Raw genomic sequence first — 19,974 nt, forward strand, 5'->3', positions numbered from 1 at the left:
TGCTCAATCCTGCTCATCGGTCAGATGCCAAAAGTCAAAAAAGTTGAACCACTCCAGCGGCGCCCGCAGGCAGTGGTATTCCAGCCGGTCGGCATAGTGTTGCACCCTGGCCTCGAGACGCTGCTGGCGCTCGGCGCGGGGCAGGGGAGTGCCATCGGCAAAGGGCTCGAAATGGACCCGAAAACGCCCCTGTTCCCGCAGTCCGAACATCAGATAAGTGGGGCAGCCGAGCACCGCCGACAGGGCAAAGGGGCCCAGAGGGAAGGGCGCCTTCTCCCCGAGAAAATCGGCCCAGACCACGCGTTTCTCTTTGGTCACCGAGGTGCGATCCCCCACGATCACCATCCACTCCCCCGCTTCGATGCGGGACTTGAGCATGATGGCGGTATCGGGCCCGAGCTCCTGCACCTGTACCAGGTTGAGGCCCGAATCGGGGTTTACCTCTTGCATCAGGGCGTTGAAGCGGGCGGCGTGGCGGGTGAAGACCAGGGCCGTAATGCGCACTCCCTGCTCCTGGCTGCCGAGGGCGCGACACAGCTCCAGATTGCCCAGGTGTGAGCCGATGATAAGCGCCCCCTGGCCGCGGGCGGCCTCGTAGTGCTCACGGTTGACTAGCTCGATGTCGTCGAGGCGGATGTCGCCGCGCCAGGCGGCCAGCTTGTCGAGGGCCGCCTCGCCAAAGCGCAGGAAGTGGCGCAGGCTCCCCACCCGCTCTGGCAGGGGATGGCCAAGCTGCCCGGCGCGGGCGGTGAGGCGGGCCAGATAGTTGCGGGAGGCCTCGCGCTGGCGGCGACCGGTCAGCCAGAAGTAGGCGATAACCGGCAGCGATATCACTCTGAAACCGGGGCGCCCGAGCAGCCGGTAGCTCCACAGCAGAGTACGGATGCCGAGCAGGGTGCCACGCTCCGGAGTGCGAGACCAGTGCGCCTTCCCCTTGTTCAGCAGCCTCTTGGGCCAGCGCAGCAGGTGGGCGGCGCCATCGTGCAGCAAGGTCAATACCAGCCGGGTGTGCATCCAGGAGATGCGCAGGTTGTCGTGCAGCGGGTTGAAGTGGGAGAGGCCATCTTCTGGGTAGTGCACCTTCACCGGGATAAAGCGCACCTGTATCCCGCGCCAGTGCAGGCGCACCATCACTTCGATGTCAAAATCCATCCGCTCCCCGAGGGCGCACTGTTCGAGCAGCTCGCAGCTTGCTGTCACCGGATAGACCCGCAGGCCGCACATGCTGTCTTTTATCTCGAACGAGAGGGTCTCTATCCAGACCCAGACATGGGTCAGGTAGCGGCCGTAAAGGCGCCCTTTGGGCACCGACTCATCGTACTGGGGGGCGCCGGAGACCAGAGCCTCCGGATGGCGCCTCGCCTCGGCCAGCAGATCCGGCAGGCGGGCGAGATCGTGCTGGCCATCCGCATCGACCTGCAGGGCGTGGCTAAAACCCAGGCCCCTCGCTGCCAGCAGCGCCGTTTTGACCGCTCCGCCCTTGCCCCGGTTGCGCTCATGGCGCAGCAGGGTGACCCAGGTGGCGTGTTCGGCTGCCAGCTGGTCCAGCCGGGCGGCGGCAACCGGTTCGCTGCCATCGTCCACCAGCAGGCAGGGCAGGCCGAGGGGGGCGAGTTCATCGAGCACGCTGGCAAGGGGCGCGGCGTGGTTGTAGCAGGGGATGATAAGGCAGGGCGTCACGATACCTTGACCCTTCCACTGCTCGCCAGAGGCAACTCGGCCAGGGTCTCGGCGCAGCCGACCCGGTACTCGAAACGCAGCTGGCCGTTGTCTTGTCTCTGTAGCATCAACCAGCACTGCTCATCCGGGCGCAGGGGGCGCTGAAATTTAAGCTGATCCATCCCCTGAAATTCACCAGCAAGCAGCCCTTCCTCGCGGGCGTAGTGGATGGCCAGGTGCAGCTGGGCGACCCCGGGCAGCAGGGGGGCGCCGGGAAAGTGGCCACTAAACCAGGGCAGGAGGGCATCAAGGCGCAGCAGTAGTTGCACGCCGTCGGAGGTGACCTGACGCGCCAGCTGCGTGGGGAGCAGTGAAATATCCATCAGGGGTGTTCTCCGGGAATGGGGGCGGCCGGCTCGTCGAAGGTGCGGCGCAGCGCGACGCCGTCGCGCTTGCCGGCGCCGGTGAGGGGCAAAGCCTCAAAGAGTCTGAGACTGCGCGGCAGCGCCACCGGCTCGAGCCAGGGGCGAAGCCGTTGGCGCAGGGCCTGCAAGAAGGCGCCGTGACCGAGGCGGGCAAGGTTTGCCATCCCCTCCGGGGTCAGCACCAGGGCAACCCCCAGGATCTGGCGGCCAGCCTGCTCAAGGGGCAGGATGGCGGCATCGTGCACCTCATCGAGGGCCAGGAGGCGTTGCTCCACCTCGTCGAGAGAGATGCGTTTCTCCTCGAGCTTGATGATGCGATCCAGGCGGCCCAGCAGGCGAAACTGCCCCGGCTCGCCGCACAGGGCGATGCGATCACTCCCGCGCCAGGGGGCGAGCTCGTCCATAAAGGGAGATCTCAACAGCAGGGTCTGCTGCTCGTCACAGCCGACCTCGACCCCGGGGAAGGGGGTCCAGGGGCAATCCGGGGCGCTGCTCTGGCGCCAGCCTATGCCGCCGGTCTCGCTGCTGCCGTAGATCTCCACCGGCAAGGGACCGAGCAGGGCGGCGCACTGGCGCGCATCCTCATACGCGAGGGGGCCACCGGAGGAGACCACCAGTCGGCAGCCGGGGGCATTGAGATTGGCGCCGAGGCGCGAGAGAAACGCCGGCGAGCTGACCAGTGCCCAGTGCTGGCGCTGGCCGAGCAGCTGCTCCGGGTAGTCGGTCTGGCGGCGGGCAAACGGCACGCCGAGGGCCAGCGGTAGCAGGATGCGAAACAGCAGGCCGTAGATATGCTGGTGGCTGACGCTGGCAAAGAGCCGTGCGCCCGTGAGGGCGGGGCCCCAGAGGGTCGCCTGCACCCGCACCTCTGCCTCGATCAGGGACCAGGGCTTGGCGATGGCCTTGGGCTGGCCGCTGGAGCCCGAGGTGTAGAGGGTGAGGGTCGGCGCCAGGGAGGGGGCGTGGCTGATCATGGGCTGTGCGTCGTCGCCAGCAACGCAATCCACCCGCAGCACGGGGCAGGGAAGCGAGAACGCCTCGTCGCAGAGCATGCCGTCGAAGGCCTCTTGCTCGAACAATTCCTTTAGAGCGGCAAGCCGCTGGTGGCCGGGTAGCACTACATCGTGTCCGGCTATGGCGCAGGCCAGCAGGGCAACGGTGAAGTAGTAGCTGTCGTTCAGACAGAGCGCCCAGCGGGTCGCAGAGCCGCTCTTCAGCTGGTCGGCCAGCGTCATGGCCGTGCGGCGCAGGGTCTCCAGCGTGACCTCACCTTGGGCATCGAACGCGACGACGCGCTTGCCATCGGCCAGCAGCAGTTCATCCAGCAGGGTCATGGTGTACCCCGCTTCATCACTCGTTGCCTAATCAGCCACTCGCCGCCCATCAGGGCGCCCATCAGCAGATAGCTGATAAGGCCGTTGTAGAGGCTCCAGAGCGCCAAGTCCCCCTGCCAGATGGTCCAGCCGGAGAGGGCTCCGTTGGCGATGAAAAAGAGGCACCACACCTGCGTCACCTTGCGGGTGTAGCGAACCCCCTGCTCGGGCAAGTCCGGCGTGGTGAGGCGCGCCAGCCGCTCGACCATGGTCATGGGTTGGCGCAGGCTCGCGCCAAACAGGGCCAGCAGGGTGGCGTTGACCGCCAGCGGGTAGTAGAGCAGCCAGTCGTGCTCGCGAAACAAGAGGTTCAGGAGCACCAGCAGCAGGCCGGTGGCCCCGAGCCAACGGGTCGCCCACTGCCACGCCACCGGCATCGCCGAGCCGGCGATGAGGCGAATGGCAAACAGTGGCAGCAGCAGGAGCGTCAGCAGCTGCCCCTCCCCGGATGACAGGCAAAAGTAGACCAGCAGGGGATAGAGCAGCAGCAGGGCGCCTGCCAGCAGGTTGAACCGCCGCACCATTACTCGGCGATCAGGCGTTCGACGGCGTCGACCACGTCGGCGACCGTGCGCACCGACTTGAACTCTTCCGGCTTGATCTTCTTGCCGGTCAGCTTCTGCAGATGCACCACCAGATCGATGGCGTCGATGCTGTCGAGCTCGAGTTGCTGATAGAGCTGGGCATCCAGGGTCACGGCCTCGGGATCGATCTCGAACAGCTCGACCAGGGCATTGCGGATCTCGTTGAAGATGTCGTCTCTGGTCATGGCCTTATCCTCGCTGTGCGGCGACGAGGGCCGCCAGGGCAGTGACACTGGCAAAGTGGCGACGGGTGTTTTCGTCATCGGCGGAGAGCACTATGCCGTAACGACCCTTGATCGCCAGACCCAGTTCTAGGGCATCGATGGAGTCGAGCCCGAGGCCGTCGTTGAAAAGCGGGGCATCGGCGTCGATGTCGGCCGGCGTCATGCCCTCCAGGTTGAGGCTGTCGATGATCAGTTGTTTGATTTCTTCAGTTAAGGTGTGTTGCATCTTGAGTCCATCGCGGTGCTGGTTGGGTCGGGCTCAATACCCGTTTGAAATAGTGGGTCAGATGACGTGCCGCCAGTGAAGGGGTCTCTTCCTGTGGCAACATCTCCTGAACCTGGCATTGGGGCAGAAATTCTACCGTAAAGACCGGCTTGTGTGCGGGCACCCGAAACCAGGGGTGCTGCTTGGTCAGAAAAGGGGCCGAGCAGTGAATGCGCACTGGTTGCAACCTCGCATTGCAGCGCACGGCGAGGTGGGCCGCCCCCCGCTGCAGTTGCAGCGGCTGGCCCGGCGTGGTGCGGGTGCCTTCCGGAAATATCAACAGCACGCCACCCCGTTGCAGGCGCTCACTGCACAGGGGCAACAATTTTTCGGCCGCCACGTTGGGAATATACCCGGCGGCGCGGACAATACCGGCGACAAAAGGATTATGCCAGAGCGCCTCCTTGACGATGCAGTCGCACTCCGGCATATGGGCCGCCAATAATACGTAATCGAGCAGGCTGGGGTGATTGGCCAACACCAGCACGCCGTTTAGTTGCTGCGGAATATGGTGGAAACGGTAATCCAGCACACCCAATAGTTTGAGAATATTGATAAACAGACGGAAGGTGACCCGGATGGTGGTCTGGGCAAGATGACGCTGCATATCACCACGGACAAACAGCCACAGCAAAGGAAACCAGAACAGAGTCAGCAACAGGCAACCCAGGCCAAATAGGGTAAACCCCAGCATGGTGCCGAACAAGCGCCAGAGCTGATTCAATTTCGCTGCCATAGCCACTCCCGACGCCCGTCGAAAATAGAAAAACGCGACTCATCGGTCAGCAGCGCCCGCCAGCAGGCGAGGGCATCTCCTGTGCCGGTTGCGCATGAGGGCGTTGTCATCACCTCTCCTTGCCACTGCGTTCCCCTGGTCAACACCAGGCCCACCGCGTGGGGTGGCGCTTCATCGGGCAGCCAGGGCTGACTGAAGGCGGGGATCGCGCCTTCGAAGCTGACCACCAGCACCCGTTTCATGCCGTCGGCCAGCATGCCCATCGCCTCCTGCAGCGCGGCAGCAACACTGCCGGTGCCGGCGGCCAAGGAGCTCATGGGGATGGGCTGCTTGCCCTGAATGGAGGTCAAACCGGCGGCCGTGTTGTGCACCGATTGGGAGAAATCGGTGGGAGAGAGGCTGCGCCGCTCGGCCAGGGCGCCGAGCAAGCCCAGGGAGCGATCCAGCTCACCGTGGCGACTGGCAAACACGGCGCCATCCACCGGATGGCGGGAAAGCAGCTCCAGCGCCACCTCGACCGCCAGGCGTCCACCCAGGCTCATGCGCCTGGCCACCATCATGGGGATATGGGGCGTCACAGCGAGTGCCGGAGGCAGCCAGAAGCCATCCTGAGCCCACGCCAGCCACTGCTCACGGGTCGACATGCCCGGAGCCAGGGCGTGGCTTTCAACGATGGAAAAAGTGGGCATTCTGTGCACGAAACGACCTTGATGCGCTAACGGCTGTGATACCAGGGGAGATGTGACCGGACCCACAGAAAGTCGGTTCAGCTCCGGTTAAGGATTCTGAAATAGGGCTGCATATTACCATTATTTTTCTTTATGACCAGAGGGAAAGTGTGAGCTCGCCAATAGGTGTGATGGAAAGTTAATTCACCTTCCTTTATTTATTGAAAGCTTGCAGTTTTTATTGTTTTATTGGGGCGGTTTTTGGCAGGTGTCACAATTTAAAAAGGTTAATAAAATGAAAATATTTAAACTTATTTTTGCAGCCCTCACATTAACGCTGGCCGCAGGCTGCTCCACGACCCAACCGGTCATGAATATGAGCAATAGCCCGGTACCGGCCAATCTCAGCGAACAGACAATTTCTCAGGCAATTATTAATGCGGGTGTCAGTAAGAAATGGGTAATGCGTGAAGAACGTCCCGGGTTAATTAGCGGCCATATTCAAGTTCGCTCACATCAGGCAAACATCAGTATTCCCTATAACACTCTCAATTATTCCATTAATTATGTGAGCAGCGTCAATTTAAGTGACAACGGTAGCGGAAAAATTCACCGTAATTATAACCGCTGGATCAACGGGCTGAATCAGGCCATTCAGATCGAACTGAATCGCGCCAGCAGCTACAAGTAAGGTCGGTGTCTCTTGAACCACTATCACTCCGATAGCCATAACGCACTGGATGCCATCAGCCAGGCCCAGCGGATTGCCTTCGCCCCCATGCTGTTCCAGGCCGCCTGGAGCCTGCGCGAGACCGGCATCCTCGCCAGCCTGGCCGCCTCCCGGGAAGGGGCCACTGTGGCCACTCTCGCCCATGAGACCGGCCTGACCGAGTATGCGGTCGGCGTCTTGCTGGACATGGGCCTGGGGGGCGGCATCTGCTACGTCCGCGAGGAGCGCTACCATCTGGGCAAGGTGGGGCAATACCTGTTGAGCGATCCCATGACCCGGGTCAACATGGATTTTGTCCAGCACGTTTGCTACAAGCCCCTCGCCCATCTGCAACAGGCCATCGAGAGTGGTACTCCGGCCGGCATCAAGGAGTTTGGCGACTGGCAGAGTCTCTATCCCCATCTTAAGGATCTGCCGGAGCCGGCGCGCGGCAGCTGGTTTCGCTTCGACCACTTCTATTCGGACTGGGCGTTCAAGCAGGTGCAGGATCTGGTCTTTGGCTACGAACCCCGTCACCTCTACGATCTCGGCGGCAACACCGGCAAGTGGGCCCTCTCGTGCGCCCGGCGCAATCCCGAGCTGGAAGTGACTATCCTCGATCTGCCGGAGCAGATCGCCATGGCCGACGAGCAGATCCGCGAGGCCGGGCTGGCAGGTCAGGTCCGGGGTTATCCGGTCAACCTGCTTGAGGAGCGCCAGCTTCCCGGTGAAGCGGATATCTGGTGGATGAGCCAGTTTCTCGACTGCTTCGGCCACGACGAGATCGTCGCGCTGCTGCGGCGCATCCGTCGCAGCATGAAGCCGGGGGCGCGCCTGTGCATCCTGGAGCTGTTCTGGGATCGGCAACCGTTCGAAGCGGCGAGCTTCAGTCTCAATGCCACCTCCCTCTACTTCACCTGCCTGGCCAATGGCAACAGTCGCTTCTATCACTCGAAGGAGCTGTACCAGTGTCTGCGGGAGGCGGAGTTCCATGTGGAGGCCGATCACGACATTTCGGGACCGGGCCATACGCTGCTGGTTGCGACGCCGCTGTGAAGCGGGTAAACAGTAGAGCCTGACTGATTGCATGGAGCCGTGATGAAATACCTGCTGCTGATTGCCGCCGTGTTGCTGGCGGGCTGCGCCGAGTTGAAGGGGGCGGGGCGTACCATAGGCCATACGACTCGTGATGTGACCCGCGAGATAGGCCATACCACGCGGGATGTGACCCGGGAGATCGGTCATGGCACGCGCGATGCGGTCAAAGGGATTGGCAACGAGATCCAGAACCAGTAAGACAAGAAGGGCCCGCGGGCCCTTCTCTCATTGGGGAGCCTGATTTACAGGGCGGCGGCGATGCGCGCCCCCAGGGCGGCGTTGCTGAGCACCAGCTGGATGTTGGCCGAGAGCGAATTGCCGCCGGTCAGTTCGCAGACCCGGGCCAGCAGGAAGGGGGTAGAGGCCTTGCCCTTGATCCCCTGTTCGTCCGCCTCACCCAGAGCCTGAACGATGGCCGCATCGATGTCGGCCCTGGGCATGGCATGCTCGGTCGGAATGGGGTTGGCCACCACGGCGCCGCCAGCCAGCCCCAGCTCCCATTTCAGACGCAGTGCCTCGGCAATGGCCGCCGGAGTATCGAGCCGGTAATCCACCTTGAAGCCGCTCTCGCGGGTGTAGAAGGCGGGCAGCTCCTCGCTCTGGTAGCCGATGACGGGCACCCCTTGCGTCTCCAGATACTCCAGGGTCAGGCCGATGTCGAGAATGGACTTGGCACCGGCGCAGACGACGGCGACCGGCGTTTGCGCCAGCTCTTGCAGATCTGCCGAGATGTCGAAGGTCTCGGGCGCGCCGCGATGCACCCCGCCGATGCCACCGGTGGCAAACACCCGGATCCCCGCCATGGCGGCGATGATCATGGTCGAGGCGACCGTGGTGGCCCCCATCCCCTTGCGTGCCAGCACGAAGGGAATATCGCGTCGGCTGCATTTGGTGACGGCGTGGCCGGCGCGGCCCAGCGCCTCCAGGGAGTCCCCATCCAGCCCCACCTTGAGGCGACCATCCATGATGGCGATAGTGGCCGGTACGGCGCCGTTGTCGCGTACCACCTGCTCGACCCGGCGGGCCGTCTCCACGTTCTGCGGATAGGGCATGCCGTGGGAGATGATTGTGGATTCGAGGGCCACCACAGGTTTGCCTGCGGCCAGGGCGGCGGCGATTTCCGGCTGGATATCAAGGTATGCGTTCAGCATGAGTACTCCTCCAGTATGCGGTCAACGGCGGTCTTGGAGAGACCGGAATAAACGGTATCGGAACAATTGACGGTGAGGGCGGCGCAGCCCAGGGCGAAGCGGGCCGTGCTGGCGATGTCGTGCCCCTGCAGCCAGGCGTGGGCCAGACCGGCCATGAAGGCATCTCCACCGCCGGTAACATTGAGCACCGGGCTGCCGAGTACCGGCAGATGGCCCTGCAGCTCGCCGTCGCTGTAGAAAATCCCCTGATCCCCCAGGCTCAGAAACAGCCGCTGCACCCCGGCACGGTGGAACCAGGCGGCGGCCATGGACCAGGTCTCGGGTCCGGCGATGGTCATGCCGCACAGCTTCTCCGCCTCGCTGCGATTGGGTTTGAGGGTATGGATCCGGCCGAGCCAGGGGCGAATTTTTTCCACCTTGGCCACCGAGACGGTGTCGACGAAGATGGCGTGCTCCCCCTGGCGCTCGAACAGCCAGTCGAGGGTGTGGATGGCAAGGTTGGTATCCAGTACCCAGAGCCGGGCGCCGGCGAGAAATCCGGCCAGGGGGGTGAGCCTTGCGGGGGTGAGCTGATCGATGATCGCCATGTCGTTGATGGCGCAGCTCATCTCGCCGCTGCCGTCGTGCAGGCTGAGATAGCAGGAGGTGGCATGGCCGTCCAGTACCTGGGTCTGGCGCACATCGACCCCCGCCTTCTGGCTCACCTCGAGTAGGTGATGGCCATATTGATCGTTGCCCACTGCGGTCAGCAGCCGGGTATCGGTGCCGAGCCTGGCCAGATTTTCGGCGATATTGCGCCCCACGCCACCGGCTGAGGTACGCACCTTGCCTGGGTTGGAGTCGCCAATCAGCAGCTGGCCATGGCTGGTGCCGCAGATATCCATGTTGGCACCGCCGACCACCACCACGTAGGGGCCTTCCCGCAGCACGTAGCCTCTACCCTGCACATATCCCTGGCGGATCAGGCTGGAGATATGGCTGGCCAGCGCCGAGCGGCTGATGCCGAGGCGATCTGCCAACTCCAGCTGGGGGATCATGGGGTCTTGGCGCAGCAGGGCGAGGATCTCTTGTTCACGCTCAGTCATAGACAAACATCCATTTGCAAACGTTTGTCTATTATTTCCATTCGCTCTTTTCGCGCCATTGCGGCATATGGAAAGTGTTGGTGAGCGCACAAAAAATCGTCATTGGGTTAGCGGGCGTTGCCGACGCGGTCGGAAATCGCACTTTTTGCGGGTCGGGTGCACCATTGCTGCTTATAATGCCGGCCGCAAAGAGGAGAAGAAATGATGGTAAAACGTTCGTTCTGCTGTGTGGGGCTGGTCAATCCCAAGTCACCGGAAAATGTGGGCTCTGTGATGCGGGCGGCGGGTTGCTACGGAGTGGATGAGGTCTACTACACCGGCCATCGCTTTGAGCTGGCGCGCCGGTTTGCCACCGATACCAAGCAGATGGTGGACAAGATCCCGCTGCTGGGGGTCGATGATCTGCTGGCCTTTATCCCCGAGGGCTGTGTGCCCGTGGTGGTGGATCTTATCGAGGGGGCCACACCGCTTCCGGAATACCAGCATCCCGAGCGGGCTTTCTACATCTTCGGACCCGAGGATGGCACCCTGGACCCCGCCCTCTATGGTGTGGTCAGGGATGTGGTGTATGTGCCGACCCGGGGCTGCATGAATCTGGCCGCATCGGTCAATGTGATCCTCTATGACCGCCTGGCCAAGCAGCACAGGGCTGACTAGGGGATAACCATGTCTCGCCTTGATGTCATCGGGGGGCAGCCTGCTTTTCCAGCTCCTTGATGAATCCCTGATAGTAGTCATAGAGATGGTTGTGGCGATAGATATCGGCCAGCCTGCCCTGACGGATCAGGGAGGCCATGTCTTGATCCCAGATCCGCTGCAGCTTCGCCCCCTCTGCGGTATCGGAAAAAATGGGGTAGGTGGGGATCCAGCGCAGAAAGGTCCGGTACAGACCGGTGGGGAGTTCACCGTCGGAATAGAGCACCCCGGCCGTCAGGAAGTAGCGATAGCGCCCCTTGTTCAACAGCTGCAGGGCCACCTCGTCACTGTCTATCTCGTGCCACTTCATGGTGACCGGGATGTATTTGTCCAGCGCCCAGCCCCGTCGCCATAACACATGCTGTCCCTGCAGGCTGGATTCTCCCCCCCACTGGGGTTGCCACTGCTTGAGCATGATCACCGTCAGATCATCGGCAGAGGCGGGAAAATATGGCTGCCGCACTCCGCGCACTTCGTCAAGATAGACCCCCATCGCCATGTCCCCCCCTTTTTTGGCGATCAAGGCCAGGGAGCGCTTGTAGGGCACAATATGGTGGATTACCCGGTAACCATGGGGTTGGTAGATGGTGCGCACCAGCTCGAGATAGACCCCCTTGCCATCCGCTTGGCAGAAGCCGGGCCAGTCATCGCAATAGACATGAAGGGACGCTGCGCGGCTGCCAAAAGAGGCGCACAGGCAACAGAGCAACAGAAAACCGATACGCAGTAGAGTCAGAACAGGCTCCATGGTGACAAGCGAGTCATGCTGAGCCTTTACTTTATACCAAGGTATGGGTAGCGGCTATGCGCAGAAAAACTCGGATGCTCATTTTGCGACAGGGTCGAGGGTTCTTTTTCAAGTAGTTGTTATGATGGGGTTAAAGATTCAATAGTGACCCAACAACAGAAGAGGAGACTGCTTATGTCATCGATCAAGACGCTGCTCTGCCCCGTCGATTTTTCCCACATGTCTCAAGCGGTACTCGACTACGCCGTCTTCATGGCCCAGACCCATCAGGCCCAGCTCAAGCTGATCCACGTGGTCGATCAACTGCACGGCTTCGACAGTTACAAGATCCTGCACATGACGGCCATTGAGATTACCCATGAGATGGAGCGTCAGGCCAGAACCCAGCTCAAGGAACTGATAGCGACGCAGCCCATTCCCGCGACCTTCGATATCCGTTTTGGCCGGGCGGCAGACGAGATCGTCATCCAGGCAAAAGAGGATGAGGTGGACTTGATCGTCATGGGCAGCCATGGCCGCTCGGGGATCACCCATCTGCTGGTGGGCAGCGTGGCCGAATCCGTGGTGCGTCATGCCCCTTGCCCCGTGCTGGTGGTGCGCAAATAGGGCGTCGTGCTGATGGGATGATCAGGGCCGGCGTTTGCCGGCCCTTTTTGTTGCCTCAGCCATGGGCGTAGATGACGCTCCCCCCCTTGATAGCATCAATGATGGCCCTGGCCTGCTCCTTGGGCAGGGCGGGGCATCCCCAGCTGCGACCCAATTTGTTGTGCTTGCGCAGATGGGAAGGGCTGGCGTAGGCCGCGCCATGCACTACGATGGCCCGTTTGCGGGCATTGCCATTGAGGGCCGGGGTCAGGCCATCGAGGCGCAACGAGTAGCCATGCTTGCCCTGATAGGTTTCCGCGGTACGGTAGACCCCGAGGGAGCTCTTCAGGGAATTGGGCTGATTGGAGAATTGACGGGCGGCCAGCTCGCCGGAGTTGCGGCCATGGCTGACCCAGGTGTGATAGAGCAGTTTGTGCCGTTTCATGTCGATGACAAACAGGCGGCGCAAGGTAGAAGGTTGGCTGTAATCGATGATGGTAAGGATGGGTTTTTGCTTGTGGCGTACGCTCTGGTAACCGTAAAGCGCCTTGCGAAACGTCTCCCTGTCCAGCTTGCCTGCCAGTCCCAGCTGGCGGTAGAGCGTCTGATCCCAGCTTGCATGGGCCTGGTTGTCCAGGCTGATGGCGACCAGCAGCAGTGGCAACAGCAGCCACGCCAGCCAGTATCTGTGTCGGGCGTATTCTCTCATCCGTGAATTACCTCGCTATTCCCGGCCGTCCAGGCTTTCGCAGATAGTCCGTTATCCGCTCGATAGTTATATGCAAGGTATTGAAAGGGCGCAATAAAAAAACCGGCCGCAGAGCGGCCGGAAAGAAATTCATACAATAGGCATTGCTTTCACAGGGGGTAACACACTTCCAATTGCTTAGAAGTTGTATTGCAGGGCAACAGCGACGATGTCGTCGGTGTTCTGGCCCAGCTTGCTGGTGCTGGAACCATTCTCTTCGTCCAGCAGGTTCAGCTTGTAATCAACATAGGCGTTGAAGTTGTCGGTGAAGTAGTACCAGGCACCGATGGAAACATATTCGGTGTAGGTGTCATCGATACCACGTGCATCATCTTTCACGTCGGTACGCAGGTAAGCCAGAGACGGCTTGAACTTGCCGATGGTGTACTGGGCAACGGCTTCGTAACCGTCATGCTTCTCGGCGTAGCCGTTATAGCCATTGCCGATGAACATGTAGTCTTCACCGTGGGCATAGGTAGCAGCCAGGTAGAGGTCGCCGGTTGCGTACTTGACGCCGACACCCATCAACTTGGCATCGTCATTGCCGCCGAAGGTGGCGTAACGAGCCTGCTCGTCGGTCTTGCCAGCCTGGTTGTAGGCAGCAGACAGACCCAGACCCATATCGAAATCGTAGGAGGCCGCTACGGCGAAGCCTTCAGCGGAGCCTTTCTTGTTCCACACACCGCCATCGTAGCCGATGCTGTCGGAACGACCGGAGTTCTGCGGATCATTGTTGCCGGTGAACTGGGCACCCAGGGTCAGACCGTTGTAGGTGTACAGGTACTGGGCCAGACCGTTGGTACGACCGGTACCGAATACTTCGGTGCCTTTGCCCAGGCCGTCACCACCCCATTCGGGCAGTACGTCGGTGTAGTCGTTAACGATGCGGAACAGACCGTCCTGACGGCCGTAGCTAAAGGCACCGAAACGATCGTGCTTGATGCCGGCGTAGGCATAACGCAGTTCATCGTTGTCAGAACCGGAGGTAGGCAGGTTGTACTCGACAAAACCGAAAGCCTTCATTTCCGGGGCAATCTTGGTTTCACCGCTCATGTTTACACGGAAGTAGCTGGCGTCGCCTTCGGAACTGTCGTCATCAGTACCGTAGTACATGCCCTGAGCACGACCACCGATGTCCAGTTTGGTGTCGTTCTGGTTGTATACGGTTGCGGCATTGGCACCACCGGCCAGCAACAGGCTGGAGATGGCAAGAGTCAGTGCAGACTTTTTCATAATGCTTATTCCTCTGTAATAAGACTTCCGAACCTGTTTCTCGGTTCTATTGGATCGGAGGAGCTCCGATACCCACAAGGTAGGAGTCGAAACCTTGACTGGCGCTGAATGCATCAATGCTTAATTAACCTTGAGACATCCGCTACGACAGTTAATTTCTTGCGATTAAAAAAGTAGCATAAAAAATTAACTTAATTTTATTCAATGAGTTAATTGGTGAGGATGAGTGAGCAGGGATGTGGATGTGAGCCAATAGTATCCCGTAAGCCGGAAGTGGCAGGTTGTGAGGCCGATCACACAGGAGATCGCGGCAAAACAGGGAGGTGGGGGAAAAACAGAGGGGCGAATGGAGCGCCCCCCCGGGAAGATCAGCAGGGTTTTTGCCACAGGGTGAGCAACAGATCCTGCTCCAGCAGATCCGGCCCCTGATGGGTGAAGGCGTGACGTTGTTCGCCGTTGGCTCGCCAGCCGAGGCGACTGGTTTCCAGAATAAAGGTGCGCAGGGCCTGATCCATGGTCATGGCGAACTGGCAACGATCCTGCCCCACCAGCTCGAGGCCGGCGAGGGATGGCCAGCTCAGGGGATGTTCCATGCTCACCGGATTGAGACTGACTCTCAGCTGCCACTGGTGGCGAGGTCCGGGTTGCAGATAGAGCAGATAACCGCCCGGTGCCAGCCAGCTGACCAGTTGCTCCGTCTTGACCTTGAGATCGTTGACCAGCAATACCTGGGCAGTGCCGGGCTGCAGGGGCGCGCGGACCGGATCGGCGATGACGAACTGGCCCTCCGGCTGGGCCTTGCTGGCGGCGAAGATGGTGTTCTTGGCGATATCGACGCCGCCAAATTGCCAGCCGGGCAGCCGCTCGGCCAGTGCGCGGCAGTAGTAGCCTTCGCCGCAGCCGAGGTGGATCAGCTCATGGGCACCGAGTGGGGCGAGCAAGGCTGTCATCGCCTCGATGAGTGGCAATTGGTGTCCCTGTTCCAGAAAATGGCGCTTGGCACGCATCAGGGCGCGGCTGTCGCTGTCCTTGGGATTCTTCTTGCCGGGGATGAGATCCAGATAGCCTTCCGGTGCAGGATCGAAGTGGTGCTTGTTGGCGCAGTAGACCCCACGAGAGACTTCGTGAAGATGCAGGGGGCTGCGGCAACGGGGACATTGAAGATGCATAAAAACTCTCCTGGCTGATGCCATGAAAGGGGAAGGGCGTTCGGGATTATAGGGGAGCGGATCGAAAAAGGCTGCCGTGGCAGCCTTTTTTATCCGGTAGCCGGTATCGGGTCGCTCAGCGGGTGCCGAAGACCACGATAGTCTTGCCGTGGGCGGAGATGAGCTCCTGCTCTTCCAGCATCTTGAGGATGCGGCCGACGGTTTCACGGGAACAGCCGACGATCTGGCCGATCTCCTGACGGGTGATCTTGATCTGCATGCCATCCGGGTGGGTCATGGCATCCGGCTGTTTGGCCAGGTTGAGCAGGGTCTGGGCGATCCGGCCGGTCACATCCAGGAAGGCGAGGTTGCCGACTTTCTGGCTGGTATGTTGCAAACGCTTGGCCATCTGGCCGGAGAGGCGCATCAGGATATCCGGGTTGACCTGGATCAGCTGGCGGAACTTCTTGTAGGAGATCTCTGCGACTTCGCAGGAGCCTTTGGCACGAACCCAGGCGGAACGCTCAGGATTCTCGTTCTCCTCGAACATCCCCATCTCGCCCAGGAAGTCGCCCTGGTTCAGGTAGGAGAGGATCATCTCTTTGCCCTCATCGTCCTTGATCAAGACGGCCACAGTGCCCTTGACGATGTAGTAGAGGGTTTCCGCTTTTTCACCCGCGTGGATCAGGGTGCTCTTGGCGGGATACTTATGAATGTGGCAGTGCGACAAGAACCATTCCAGGGTGGGATCGCTTTGCGGTTTGCCAATAACCATGAGAATTCCTCTGTAGTGTCTTTTTATGGACTTGTGCGTCCGGGCAAGCTGCCAACCTTGCCATTCCTTGTAGTGGTCGCAGTAGGATAAGAGCCTTTGTCTGTGCTGACAAGGCTTTGCGGGCTTTTGAGGATCCCTTGGAGTCATGCCTGCTGCGCCGTTCGCGTCATTCTAGGGAAGATGAGCGGGGGATATGTTGATTTTGATCTATTTCCATTCCAACTCATCCGTTACGGCGTCGGTATGGGCACAAGGGTGCCGAACGGAGGGGGAGTGGGGTATGCTATGGACATCATGAGCATAATGACAATACGAGGATGCGTGAGATGAAAGCCAAGGTCAGCTGGGTAGAGGGCATGAAATTTACAGGGGAGAGCGAGTCCGGCCACAAGGTGGTGCTGGATGGCGCCAACCCTGGTGAAGGGGCAAGCCCGATGGAGATGATCCTGCTGGCGGTCGGTGGTTGCAGCTCCATCGACGTGGTCTCCATCCTGGAGAAGGCGCGTCAGTCTGTGACCGCCTGCCATGTGGAACTGGCCGGCGAGCGGGCAGATTCGGTGCCACGGGTTTTTGAAAAGATCCACCTGCACTTTGTCGTCACCGGCAAGGAGCTGGCCGAAAAGCAGGTGGCCCGTGCGGTGGACCTGTCGATGGAAAAATACTGTTCCGTTTCCCTGATGTTGGAAAAAGCGGTACAAATTACTCACAGTTATCAAATTCTTGAAGCCTGATAACCCGAGCGTTGTTTCGTTGATAACGCCACGACATAAGGAAAGTGCAATGAAAAAAATGATCGTTCTGCTTCCTCTGTTGGGTCTGGCGGCGTGCAGCAGCCCGCAACCTACCCAGTACCAGTACAGCCAGTACCAGTGCGGGGAGGTGATGCTGGCCGTCACCTATGATCCCCAGGCTGACATGGTGCAATTCCCCTATGGTGGGCTCTATTACAAGCTGGATCGGGTGGAGTCACAATCAGGCGAGAAATACTCGGACAGTGTGACCACTTTCATGAAGCAGGACAAACAGGCCACGTTGGTACAGAAGAATGTCACCCAGCTGACCTGCACCCTGCAGTAAGCATAAGGTCTCGTTCCATGACCTGAGTCTGTTGCCGATGTCGTGGTGATATCGGGGTCAAAAAAGGGCGGCTTGCCAGAGACAAGCCGCCCTTTTGCATCTGTGCCGAACCCGGGTCAGTGGCCGGGCACCGAGGAGAGCAGTTCGGCGGCCAACTGCTGGCTCAGTTGCTGGCGCTGGCTATCGGCAATGGCGACATCGCTGGCCAGGGAGATGGCGCTGCTCCAGACCGCCTGCTGGGTGCGCCGATCGAGCAGTACGATGGCCAGGGTGCCTTTGCGCTCACCGGCCTTGGTCTGCAATCCCGGCGTCATGCCAAGGCGTGCGAAGATCTGGCCATCGCTGACATCCTTTTCACCCGCAACGCCGATGGCGACCCAGAGATCCGCCTCATCGAGGGGCACGCTCTGCCACCCTTTGCCATTGAGTTGCTGGCTGACCGCCTGCTGCAGGGGATCGAGCCACCCTTCGGCATGGGCTCCGGCAAACTGGAACTGTTCGGCCAGGGCGTAGCGCGGTGTCGCGCCGAATGGCCAGTCACTGGCCGGCCGAACCACCATGGTGCCCGCCTCGACGGTCGGCGCAGCCGGGCCCGTGCTGCAGCCACCCAGCAGGGCCGCCAATCCCACAGAGATAAACGCTAACCGCATCATAAACTCCTTGGCTCAGGTGATCTTGCCGGTTTCGATCAGTTGCTGGATGAGGGGACGCAGGATCAGCTCCATCGCAAAACCCATCTTGCCGCCCGGTACGACGATGGTATTCATGCGTGACATGAAGGAGCCATCGATCATCGACAGCAGGTAGGGGAAATCCACCTGCTTGATGCCACGAAACCGTATCACCAGCATACTCTCGTCCAGACTCGGGATCACCTTGGCACTGAAGGGGTTGGAGGTGTCCACCGTCGGCACCCGCTGGAAGTTGATGTGGGTGCGTGAGAACTGGGGGGTGATGAAGTTGATGTAGTCATCCATGGAGCGGACGATGGAGTCGGTCACCGCCTCGCGGGAGTGCCCGCGCTCCGAGGTGTCGCGAATGAGTTTCTGGATCCACTCCAGGTTGACGATGGGCACCACGCCGATGAGCAGGTCCACGTGGCGGGCCACGTTGTGCTCGTCAGTGACCACGCCGCCGTGCAACCCCTCATAAAACAACAGATCGGTCTCGCTCGGCAGATGTTGCCAGGGTGTGAAGGTACCCGGCATCTGGTTGAAGGGGACCGCCTCGTCGAAGCTGTGCAGATAACGGCGATACTGGCCGCTGCCTTGCTGGCCATACTCCTGGAAAAACGACTCCAGCAGGCCGAAGTCGTTGGCTTCCGGGCCGAAATAGCTGATATGGCGCCCCTGTTCGCGCGCCTTGCGGATCGCCACATCCATCTCCGGTCGGGTGTAGCGATGAAAACTGTCCCCCTCCACCACGGCCGCGTTGTAACCCAGTTGATGAAACATGGAACGAAAGGCGATGGTGGAGGTGGAGGTGCCGGCTCCGGACGAACCGGTAACCGCAATAATGGGATGCTTGGCCGACATAGAATGCTCTCTTCCTTGGGAGTTCCGTTATAAAGGCAGGCTTCGTGCCCGGTCAAGCCAACTCGATGAAGCGATCCTTGGGCACTATGTTGACCGACTCGTGCAACTCGCTGTAGACGATGACGGCGGAGCCTTGCTGCAACTGGGCTTTGACGGTCTCGACTTTGCGGGCGAGGGGCACATCCTGCTCGCCATATTCGGTGCCTTCCTGCAGTACAAAATGTTCGATGAGATTGGTCAGGGTTTCGCTATCCAGCTCTTGCCAGGGGATGATCATCGGTAAGTCTCACAACAAAAAAAGGGCTGTCGGGTCATTGTTATGCCCGCTTGCCCGAGTGCAACTCCTTTTTACGCCTTACGGGTACTCTAGCGGGTACTAAAGCGTCACCTGGCGATGGATCAGAATGTGCACCCGGGCAAAGTGCAAAAGGGGGGTCAGTTCGGTGTGGCCGCCTGGGCTTGCTCGGTTATCCAGCGGCTGATCCGCTCATCCAGCCAGAATCTGGGTCGCCAGGGCGTGCCGTGCAGGAATCCCACATGGCCGCCACGCTGGCTGAGCTCATAGCGCACCATGGGGTTGAGCTGTTCGGGGCGCGGGATCACTGCCTGCGACATGAAGGGATCGTCGGCGGCGTGGATGATGAGCGTCGGGATCGGGATCTGGCGCAGCAGGGGCAGACCGGAGCAGCTCTGGTAGTAGTGGCCGGCGTTGGTGAAACCATGGAGCGGGGCGGTGACCCGCTCGTCAAAGTCGCGCAGGGTGGCAATGCTTCGCACCTGCTGTGGTTGCCAGCGTTCGCCCGCTTTCTGTTGCTGGTGGATCTTGTTTAACAGGTTGCGGCGCATGGTGCGCAGCAGATAGTTCTGGTAGACCTTGGAGAAACCCTGGTTGACCCGGTTGGCACAGCTTTCCAGTTGCAGGGGGGCCGAAATCACCACGGCCGCTTTCAGTGCCGCCGGACAGGCGCGAGCCAGCAGATTGACCAGCATGTTGCCGCCCAGCGAAAAGCCGATGGCAATCAATGGTTTGTCCGGAAAGCGTCGGCTCAGCTCAGCAATCACTTCCAGTGCATCGCCGATGGCCCCCGAGTGATAGGCCTGCAGGTGGCGATTGGGCTCGCCGCTGCAACCCCGAAAGTGCATCAGCACCGCCTCTCGCCCCTCCTGTTGCAGGTGGCCAAACAATCCCTTGGCGTAGTGGGAGTGAATGCTTCCCTCCAGGCCATGGAACACCACCACCAGCGGCTGGGCATCTTGGGCAATTTCCCCGCTCCAGGCGAGGTCGACGAAATCCCCGTCCGTCAGTTCAAACCGCTCGGCCACGAAGCGGGCCGGGGTCCGGCGCAGCCACTTTGGCAATATGGTTTGCAGATGGGGGTTGCGGGCCCACCAGGGGGCCTGAAAGTGACTCTCGGTCAACATGGGTCTGTCGGTTCCGGTTGTAACGGCGGG

26 protein-coding genes are annotated in these 19,974 nt (G+C 60.5%); 7 read left to right on the forward strand and 19 right to left on the reverse strand.

From position 1 onward, the window contains the following. Positions 1 to 3: 3 nt before the first annotated feature. From BN1123_RS16495 to BN1123_RS16530, 8 genes are read right to left on the reverse strand one after another with little or no spacing between them, the layout of a single operon-like run. The gene (locus BN1123_RS16495) at positions 4 to 1,680 is read right to left on the reverse strand and encodes a glycosyltransferase family 2 protein (protein WP_042028346.1); all 1,677 of its coding nucleotides are present in this window, start codon (positions 1,678 to 1,680) and stop codon (positions 4 to 6) included. Then, positions 1,677 to 2,042 carry an ApeI family dehydratase gene (locus BN1123_RS16500; protein ID WP_042028348.1) on the reverse strand — a complete coding sequence of 122 codons (366 nt, stop codon included), beginning with the start codon at positions 2,040 to 2,042 and terminating at the stop codon, positions 1,677 to 1,679. Before BN1123_RS16500 ends, BN1123_RS16495 begins: the two co-directional genes overlap by 4 nt. Beyond that, a complete protein-coding gene (locus BN1123_RS16505) occupies positions 2,042 to 3,418 on the reverse strand; it encodes an AMP-binding protein (RefSeq protein ID WP_042028349.1) in 1,377 nt (458 codons plus the stop codon). The genes BN1123_RS16500 and BN1123_RS16505 overlap by 1 nt, the downstream gene beginning before the upstream one ends. Continuing rightward, on the reverse strand, positions 3,415 to 3,981 hold the full coding sequence (locus BN1123_RS16510; protein ID WP_042028350.1) for a COG4648 family protein: 567 nt from the start codon (positions 3,979 to 3,981) through the stop codon (positions 3,415 to 3,417). The genes BN1123_RS16505 and BN1123_RS16510 overlap by 4 nt, the downstream gene beginning before the upstream one ends. After that, entirely contained in the window at positions 3,981 to 4,226 is a 246-nt protein-coding gene (locus BN1123_RS16515) for an acyl carrier protein (RefSeq protein ID WP_026457247.1), read from the reverse strand. Before BN1123_RS16515 ends, BN1123_RS16510 begins: the two co-directional genes overlap by 1 nt. Before the next feature lie 4 nt (positions 4,227 to 4,230). Continuing rightward, positions 4,231 to 4,491 (reverse strand): phosphopantetheine-binding protein, encoded by a 261-nt coding sequence (locus tag BN1123_RS16520; RefSeq protein ID WP_042028351.1) that lies wholly within the window; start codon positions 4,489 to 4,491, stop codon positions 4,231 to 4,233. Beyond that, entirely contained in the window at positions 4,472 to 5,266 is a 795-nt protein-coding gene (locus BN1123_RS16525; RefSeq protein WP_042028352.1) for a lysophospholipid acyltransferase family protein, read from the reverse strand. Before BN1123_RS16525 ends, BN1123_RS16520 begins: the two co-directional genes overlap by 20 nt. After that, complete coding sequence (locus tag BN1123_RS16530; RefSeq protein WP_042028353.1) at positions 5,251 to 5,955, reverse strand: beta-ketoacyl synthase chain length factor; 705 nt, start codon at positions 5,953 to 5,955, stop codon at positions 5,251 to 5,253. Before BN1123_RS16530 ends, BN1123_RS16525 begins: the two co-directional genes overlap by 16 nt. A 274-nt stretch (positions 5,956 to 6,229) precedes the next feature. On the opposite strand from BN1123_RS16530, the gene BN1123_RS16535 reads away from it, so the two are divergent. Genes BN1123_RS16535 through BN1123_RS16545 form a run of 3 tightly spaced genes read left to right on the forward strand, consistent with a single transcriptional unit; the run spans position 6,230 to position 7,939 of the window. Then, complete coding sequence (locus tag BN1123_RS16535; protein ID WP_026457251.1) at positions 6,230 to 6,625, forward strand: hypothetical protein; 396 nt, start codon at positions 6,230 to 6,232, stop codon at positions 6,623 to 6,625. 12 nt (positions 6,626 to 6,637) lie between these two features. Next, positions 6,638 to 7,699 carry a methyltransferase gene (locus BN1123_RS16540; protein WP_042028355.1) on the forward strand — a complete coding sequence of 354 codons (1,062 nt, stop codon included), beginning with the start codon at positions 6,638 to 6,640 and terminating at the stop codon, positions 7,697 to 7,699. Between the two features lie 42 nt (positions 7,700 to 7,741). After that, on the forward strand, positions 7,742 to 7,939 hold the full coding sequence (locus BN1123_RS16545) for a hypothetical protein (protein WP_042028357.1): 198 nt from the start codon (positions 7,742 to 7,744) through the stop codon (positions 7,937 to 7,939). A 44-nt stretch (positions 7,940 to 7,983) separates the two neighbouring features. Here the strand turns inward: BN1123_RS16545 and BN1123_RS16550 are convergent, their stop codons facing one another. Both BN1123_RS16550 and BN1123_RS16555 read right to left on the reverse strand, forming a co-directional pair. Beyond that, complete coding sequence (locus tag BN1123_RS16550; protein WP_042028359.1) at positions 7,984 to 8,892, reverse strand: pseudouridine-5'-phosphate glycosidase; 909 nt, start codon at positions 8,890 to 8,892, stop codon at positions 7,984 to 7,986. After that, the gene (locus BN1123_RS16555; RefSeq protein ID WP_042028360.1) at positions 8,886 to 9,977 is read right to left on the reverse strand and encodes a PfkB family carbohydrate kinase; all 1,092 of its coding nucleotides are present in this window, start codon (positions 9,975 to 9,977) and stop codon (positions 8,886 to 8,888) included. Before BN1123_RS16555 ends, BN1123_RS16550 begins: the two co-directional genes overlap by 7 nt. A gap of 204 nt (positions 9,978 to 10,181) precedes the next feature. On the opposite strand from BN1123_RS16555, the gene BN1123_RS16560 reads away from it, so the two are divergent. Beyond that, positions 10,182 to 10,634: an RNA methyltransferase gene (locus BN1123_RS16560; protein ID WP_026457773.1), complete on the forward strand. Its 453-nt coding sequence runs from the start codon at positions 10,182 to 10,184 to the stop codon at positions 10,632 to 10,634. A 25-nt stretch (positions 10,635 to 10,659) separates the two neighbouring features. Here BN1123_RS16560 and BN1123_RS16565 read toward each other — a convergent pair whose 3' ends face one another. Next, a complete protein-coding gene (locus BN1123_RS16565; RefSeq protein ID WP_197064525.1) occupies positions 10,660 to 11,421 on the reverse strand; it encodes a type 2 periplasmic-binding domain-containing protein in 762 nt (253 codons plus the stop codon). A 174-nt stretch (positions 11,422 to 11,595) separates the two neighbouring features. Here BN1123_RS16565 and BN1123_RS16570 point away from each other — a divergent pair, with 174 nt between their 5' ends. Next, a complete protein-coding gene (locus BN1123_RS16570) occupies positions 11,596 to 12,027 on the forward strand; it encodes a universal stress protein (protein ID WP_042028361.1) in 432 nt (143 codons plus the stop codon). Positions 12,028 to 12,082: 55 nt separating this feature from the next. Here BN1123_RS16570 and BN1123_RS16575 read toward each other — a convergent pair whose 3' ends face one another. From BN1123_RS16575 to crp, 4 genes are all read right to left on the reverse strand, one after another. Next, positions 12,083 to 12,715: a murein L,D-transpeptidase catalytic domain family protein gene (locus tag BN1123_RS16575; RefSeq protein WP_042028362.1), complete on the reverse strand. Its 633-nt coding sequence runs from the start codon at positions 12,713 to 12,715 to the stop codon at positions 12,083 to 12,085. 177 nt (positions 12,716 to 12,892) lie between these two features. Further along, positions 12,893 to 13,987: a porin gene (locus tag BN1123_RS16580; RefSeq protein WP_042028363.1), complete on the reverse strand. Its 1,095-nt coding sequence runs from the start codon at positions 13,985 to 13,987 to the stop codon at positions 12,893 to 12,895. Positions 13,988 to 14,355: 368 nt separating this feature from the next. Continuing rightward, positions 14,356 to 15,156: a putative RNA methyltransferase gene (locus BN1123_RS16585; protein ID WP_042028364.1), complete on the reverse strand. Its 801-nt coding sequence runs from the start codon at positions 15,154 to 15,156 to the stop codon at positions 14,356 to 14,358. A gap of 115 nt (positions 15,157 to 15,271) precedes the next feature. Beyond that, positions 15,272 to 15,910, reverse strand: coding sequence for a cAMP-activated global transcriptional regulator CRP (gene crp, locus BN1123_RS16590; RefSeq protein ID WP_005335304.1), 639 nt, complete (start codon positions 15,908 to 15,910; stop codon positions 15,272 to 15,274). Between the two features lie 326 nt (positions 15,911 to 16,236). Here crp and BN1123_RS16595 point away from each other — a divergent pair, with 326 nt between their 5' ends. Together BN1123_RS16595 and BN1123_RS16600 are read left to right on the forward strand one after the other, a co-directional pair. After that, positions 16,237 to 16,641, forward strand: a complete 405-nt coding sequence (locus BN1123_RS16595) for an OsmC family protein (protein ID WP_042028365.1) — start codon at positions 16,237 to 16,239, stop codon at positions 16,639 to 16,641. A gap of 49 nt (positions 16,642 to 16,690) precedes the next feature. Continuing rightward, entirely contained in the window at positions 16,691 to 16,987 is a 297-nt protein-coding gene (locus BN1123_RS16600) for an MliC family protein (RefSeq protein WP_026456727.1), read from the forward strand. Between the two features lie 116 nt (positions 16,988 to 17,103). Here BN1123_RS16600 and BN1123_RS16605 read toward each other — a convergent pair whose 3' ends face one another. From BN1123_RS16605 to BN1123_RS16620, 4 genes are all read right to left on the reverse strand, one after another. Next, positions 17,104 to 17,637, reverse strand: coding sequence for a DUF4136 domain-containing protein (locus tag BN1123_RS16605; RefSeq protein ID WP_042028366.1), 534 nt, complete (start codon positions 17,635 to 17,637; stop codon positions 17,104 to 17,106). Positions 17,638 to 17,652: 15 nt separating this feature from the next. After that, positions 17,653 to 18,522 carry a phosphoribulokinase gene (locus BN1123_RS16610; RefSeq protein ID WP_026456725.1) on the reverse strand — a complete coding sequence of 290 codons (870 nt, stop codon included), beginning with the start codon at positions 18,520 to 18,522 and terminating at the stop codon, positions 17,653 to 17,655. Between the two features lie 52 nt (positions 18,523 to 18,574). Next, positions 18,575 to 18,799 carry a YheU family protein gene (locus BN1123_RS16615; protein ID WP_042028367.1) on the reverse strand — a complete coding sequence of 75 codons (225 nt, stop codon included), beginning with the start codon at positions 18,797 to 18,799 and terminating at the stop codon, positions 18,575 to 18,577. A gap of 158 nt (positions 18,800 to 18,957) precedes the next feature. Continuing rightward, positions 18,958 to 19,944: a hydrolase gene (locus BN1123_RS16620; RefSeq protein WP_042028369.1), complete on the reverse strand. Its 987-nt coding sequence runs from the start codon at positions 19,942 to 19,944 to the stop codon at positions 18,958 to 18,960. Between the last annotated feature and the right edge of the window lie 30 nt (positions 19,945 to 19,974).

The organism is Aeromonas enteropelogenes, from assembly GCF_000819845.1.
In the GTDB taxonomy this organism is placed as follows: Bacteria; Pseudomonadota; Gammaproteobacteria; order Enterobacterales; family Aeromonadaceae; genus Aeromonas; species Aeromonas enteropelogenes.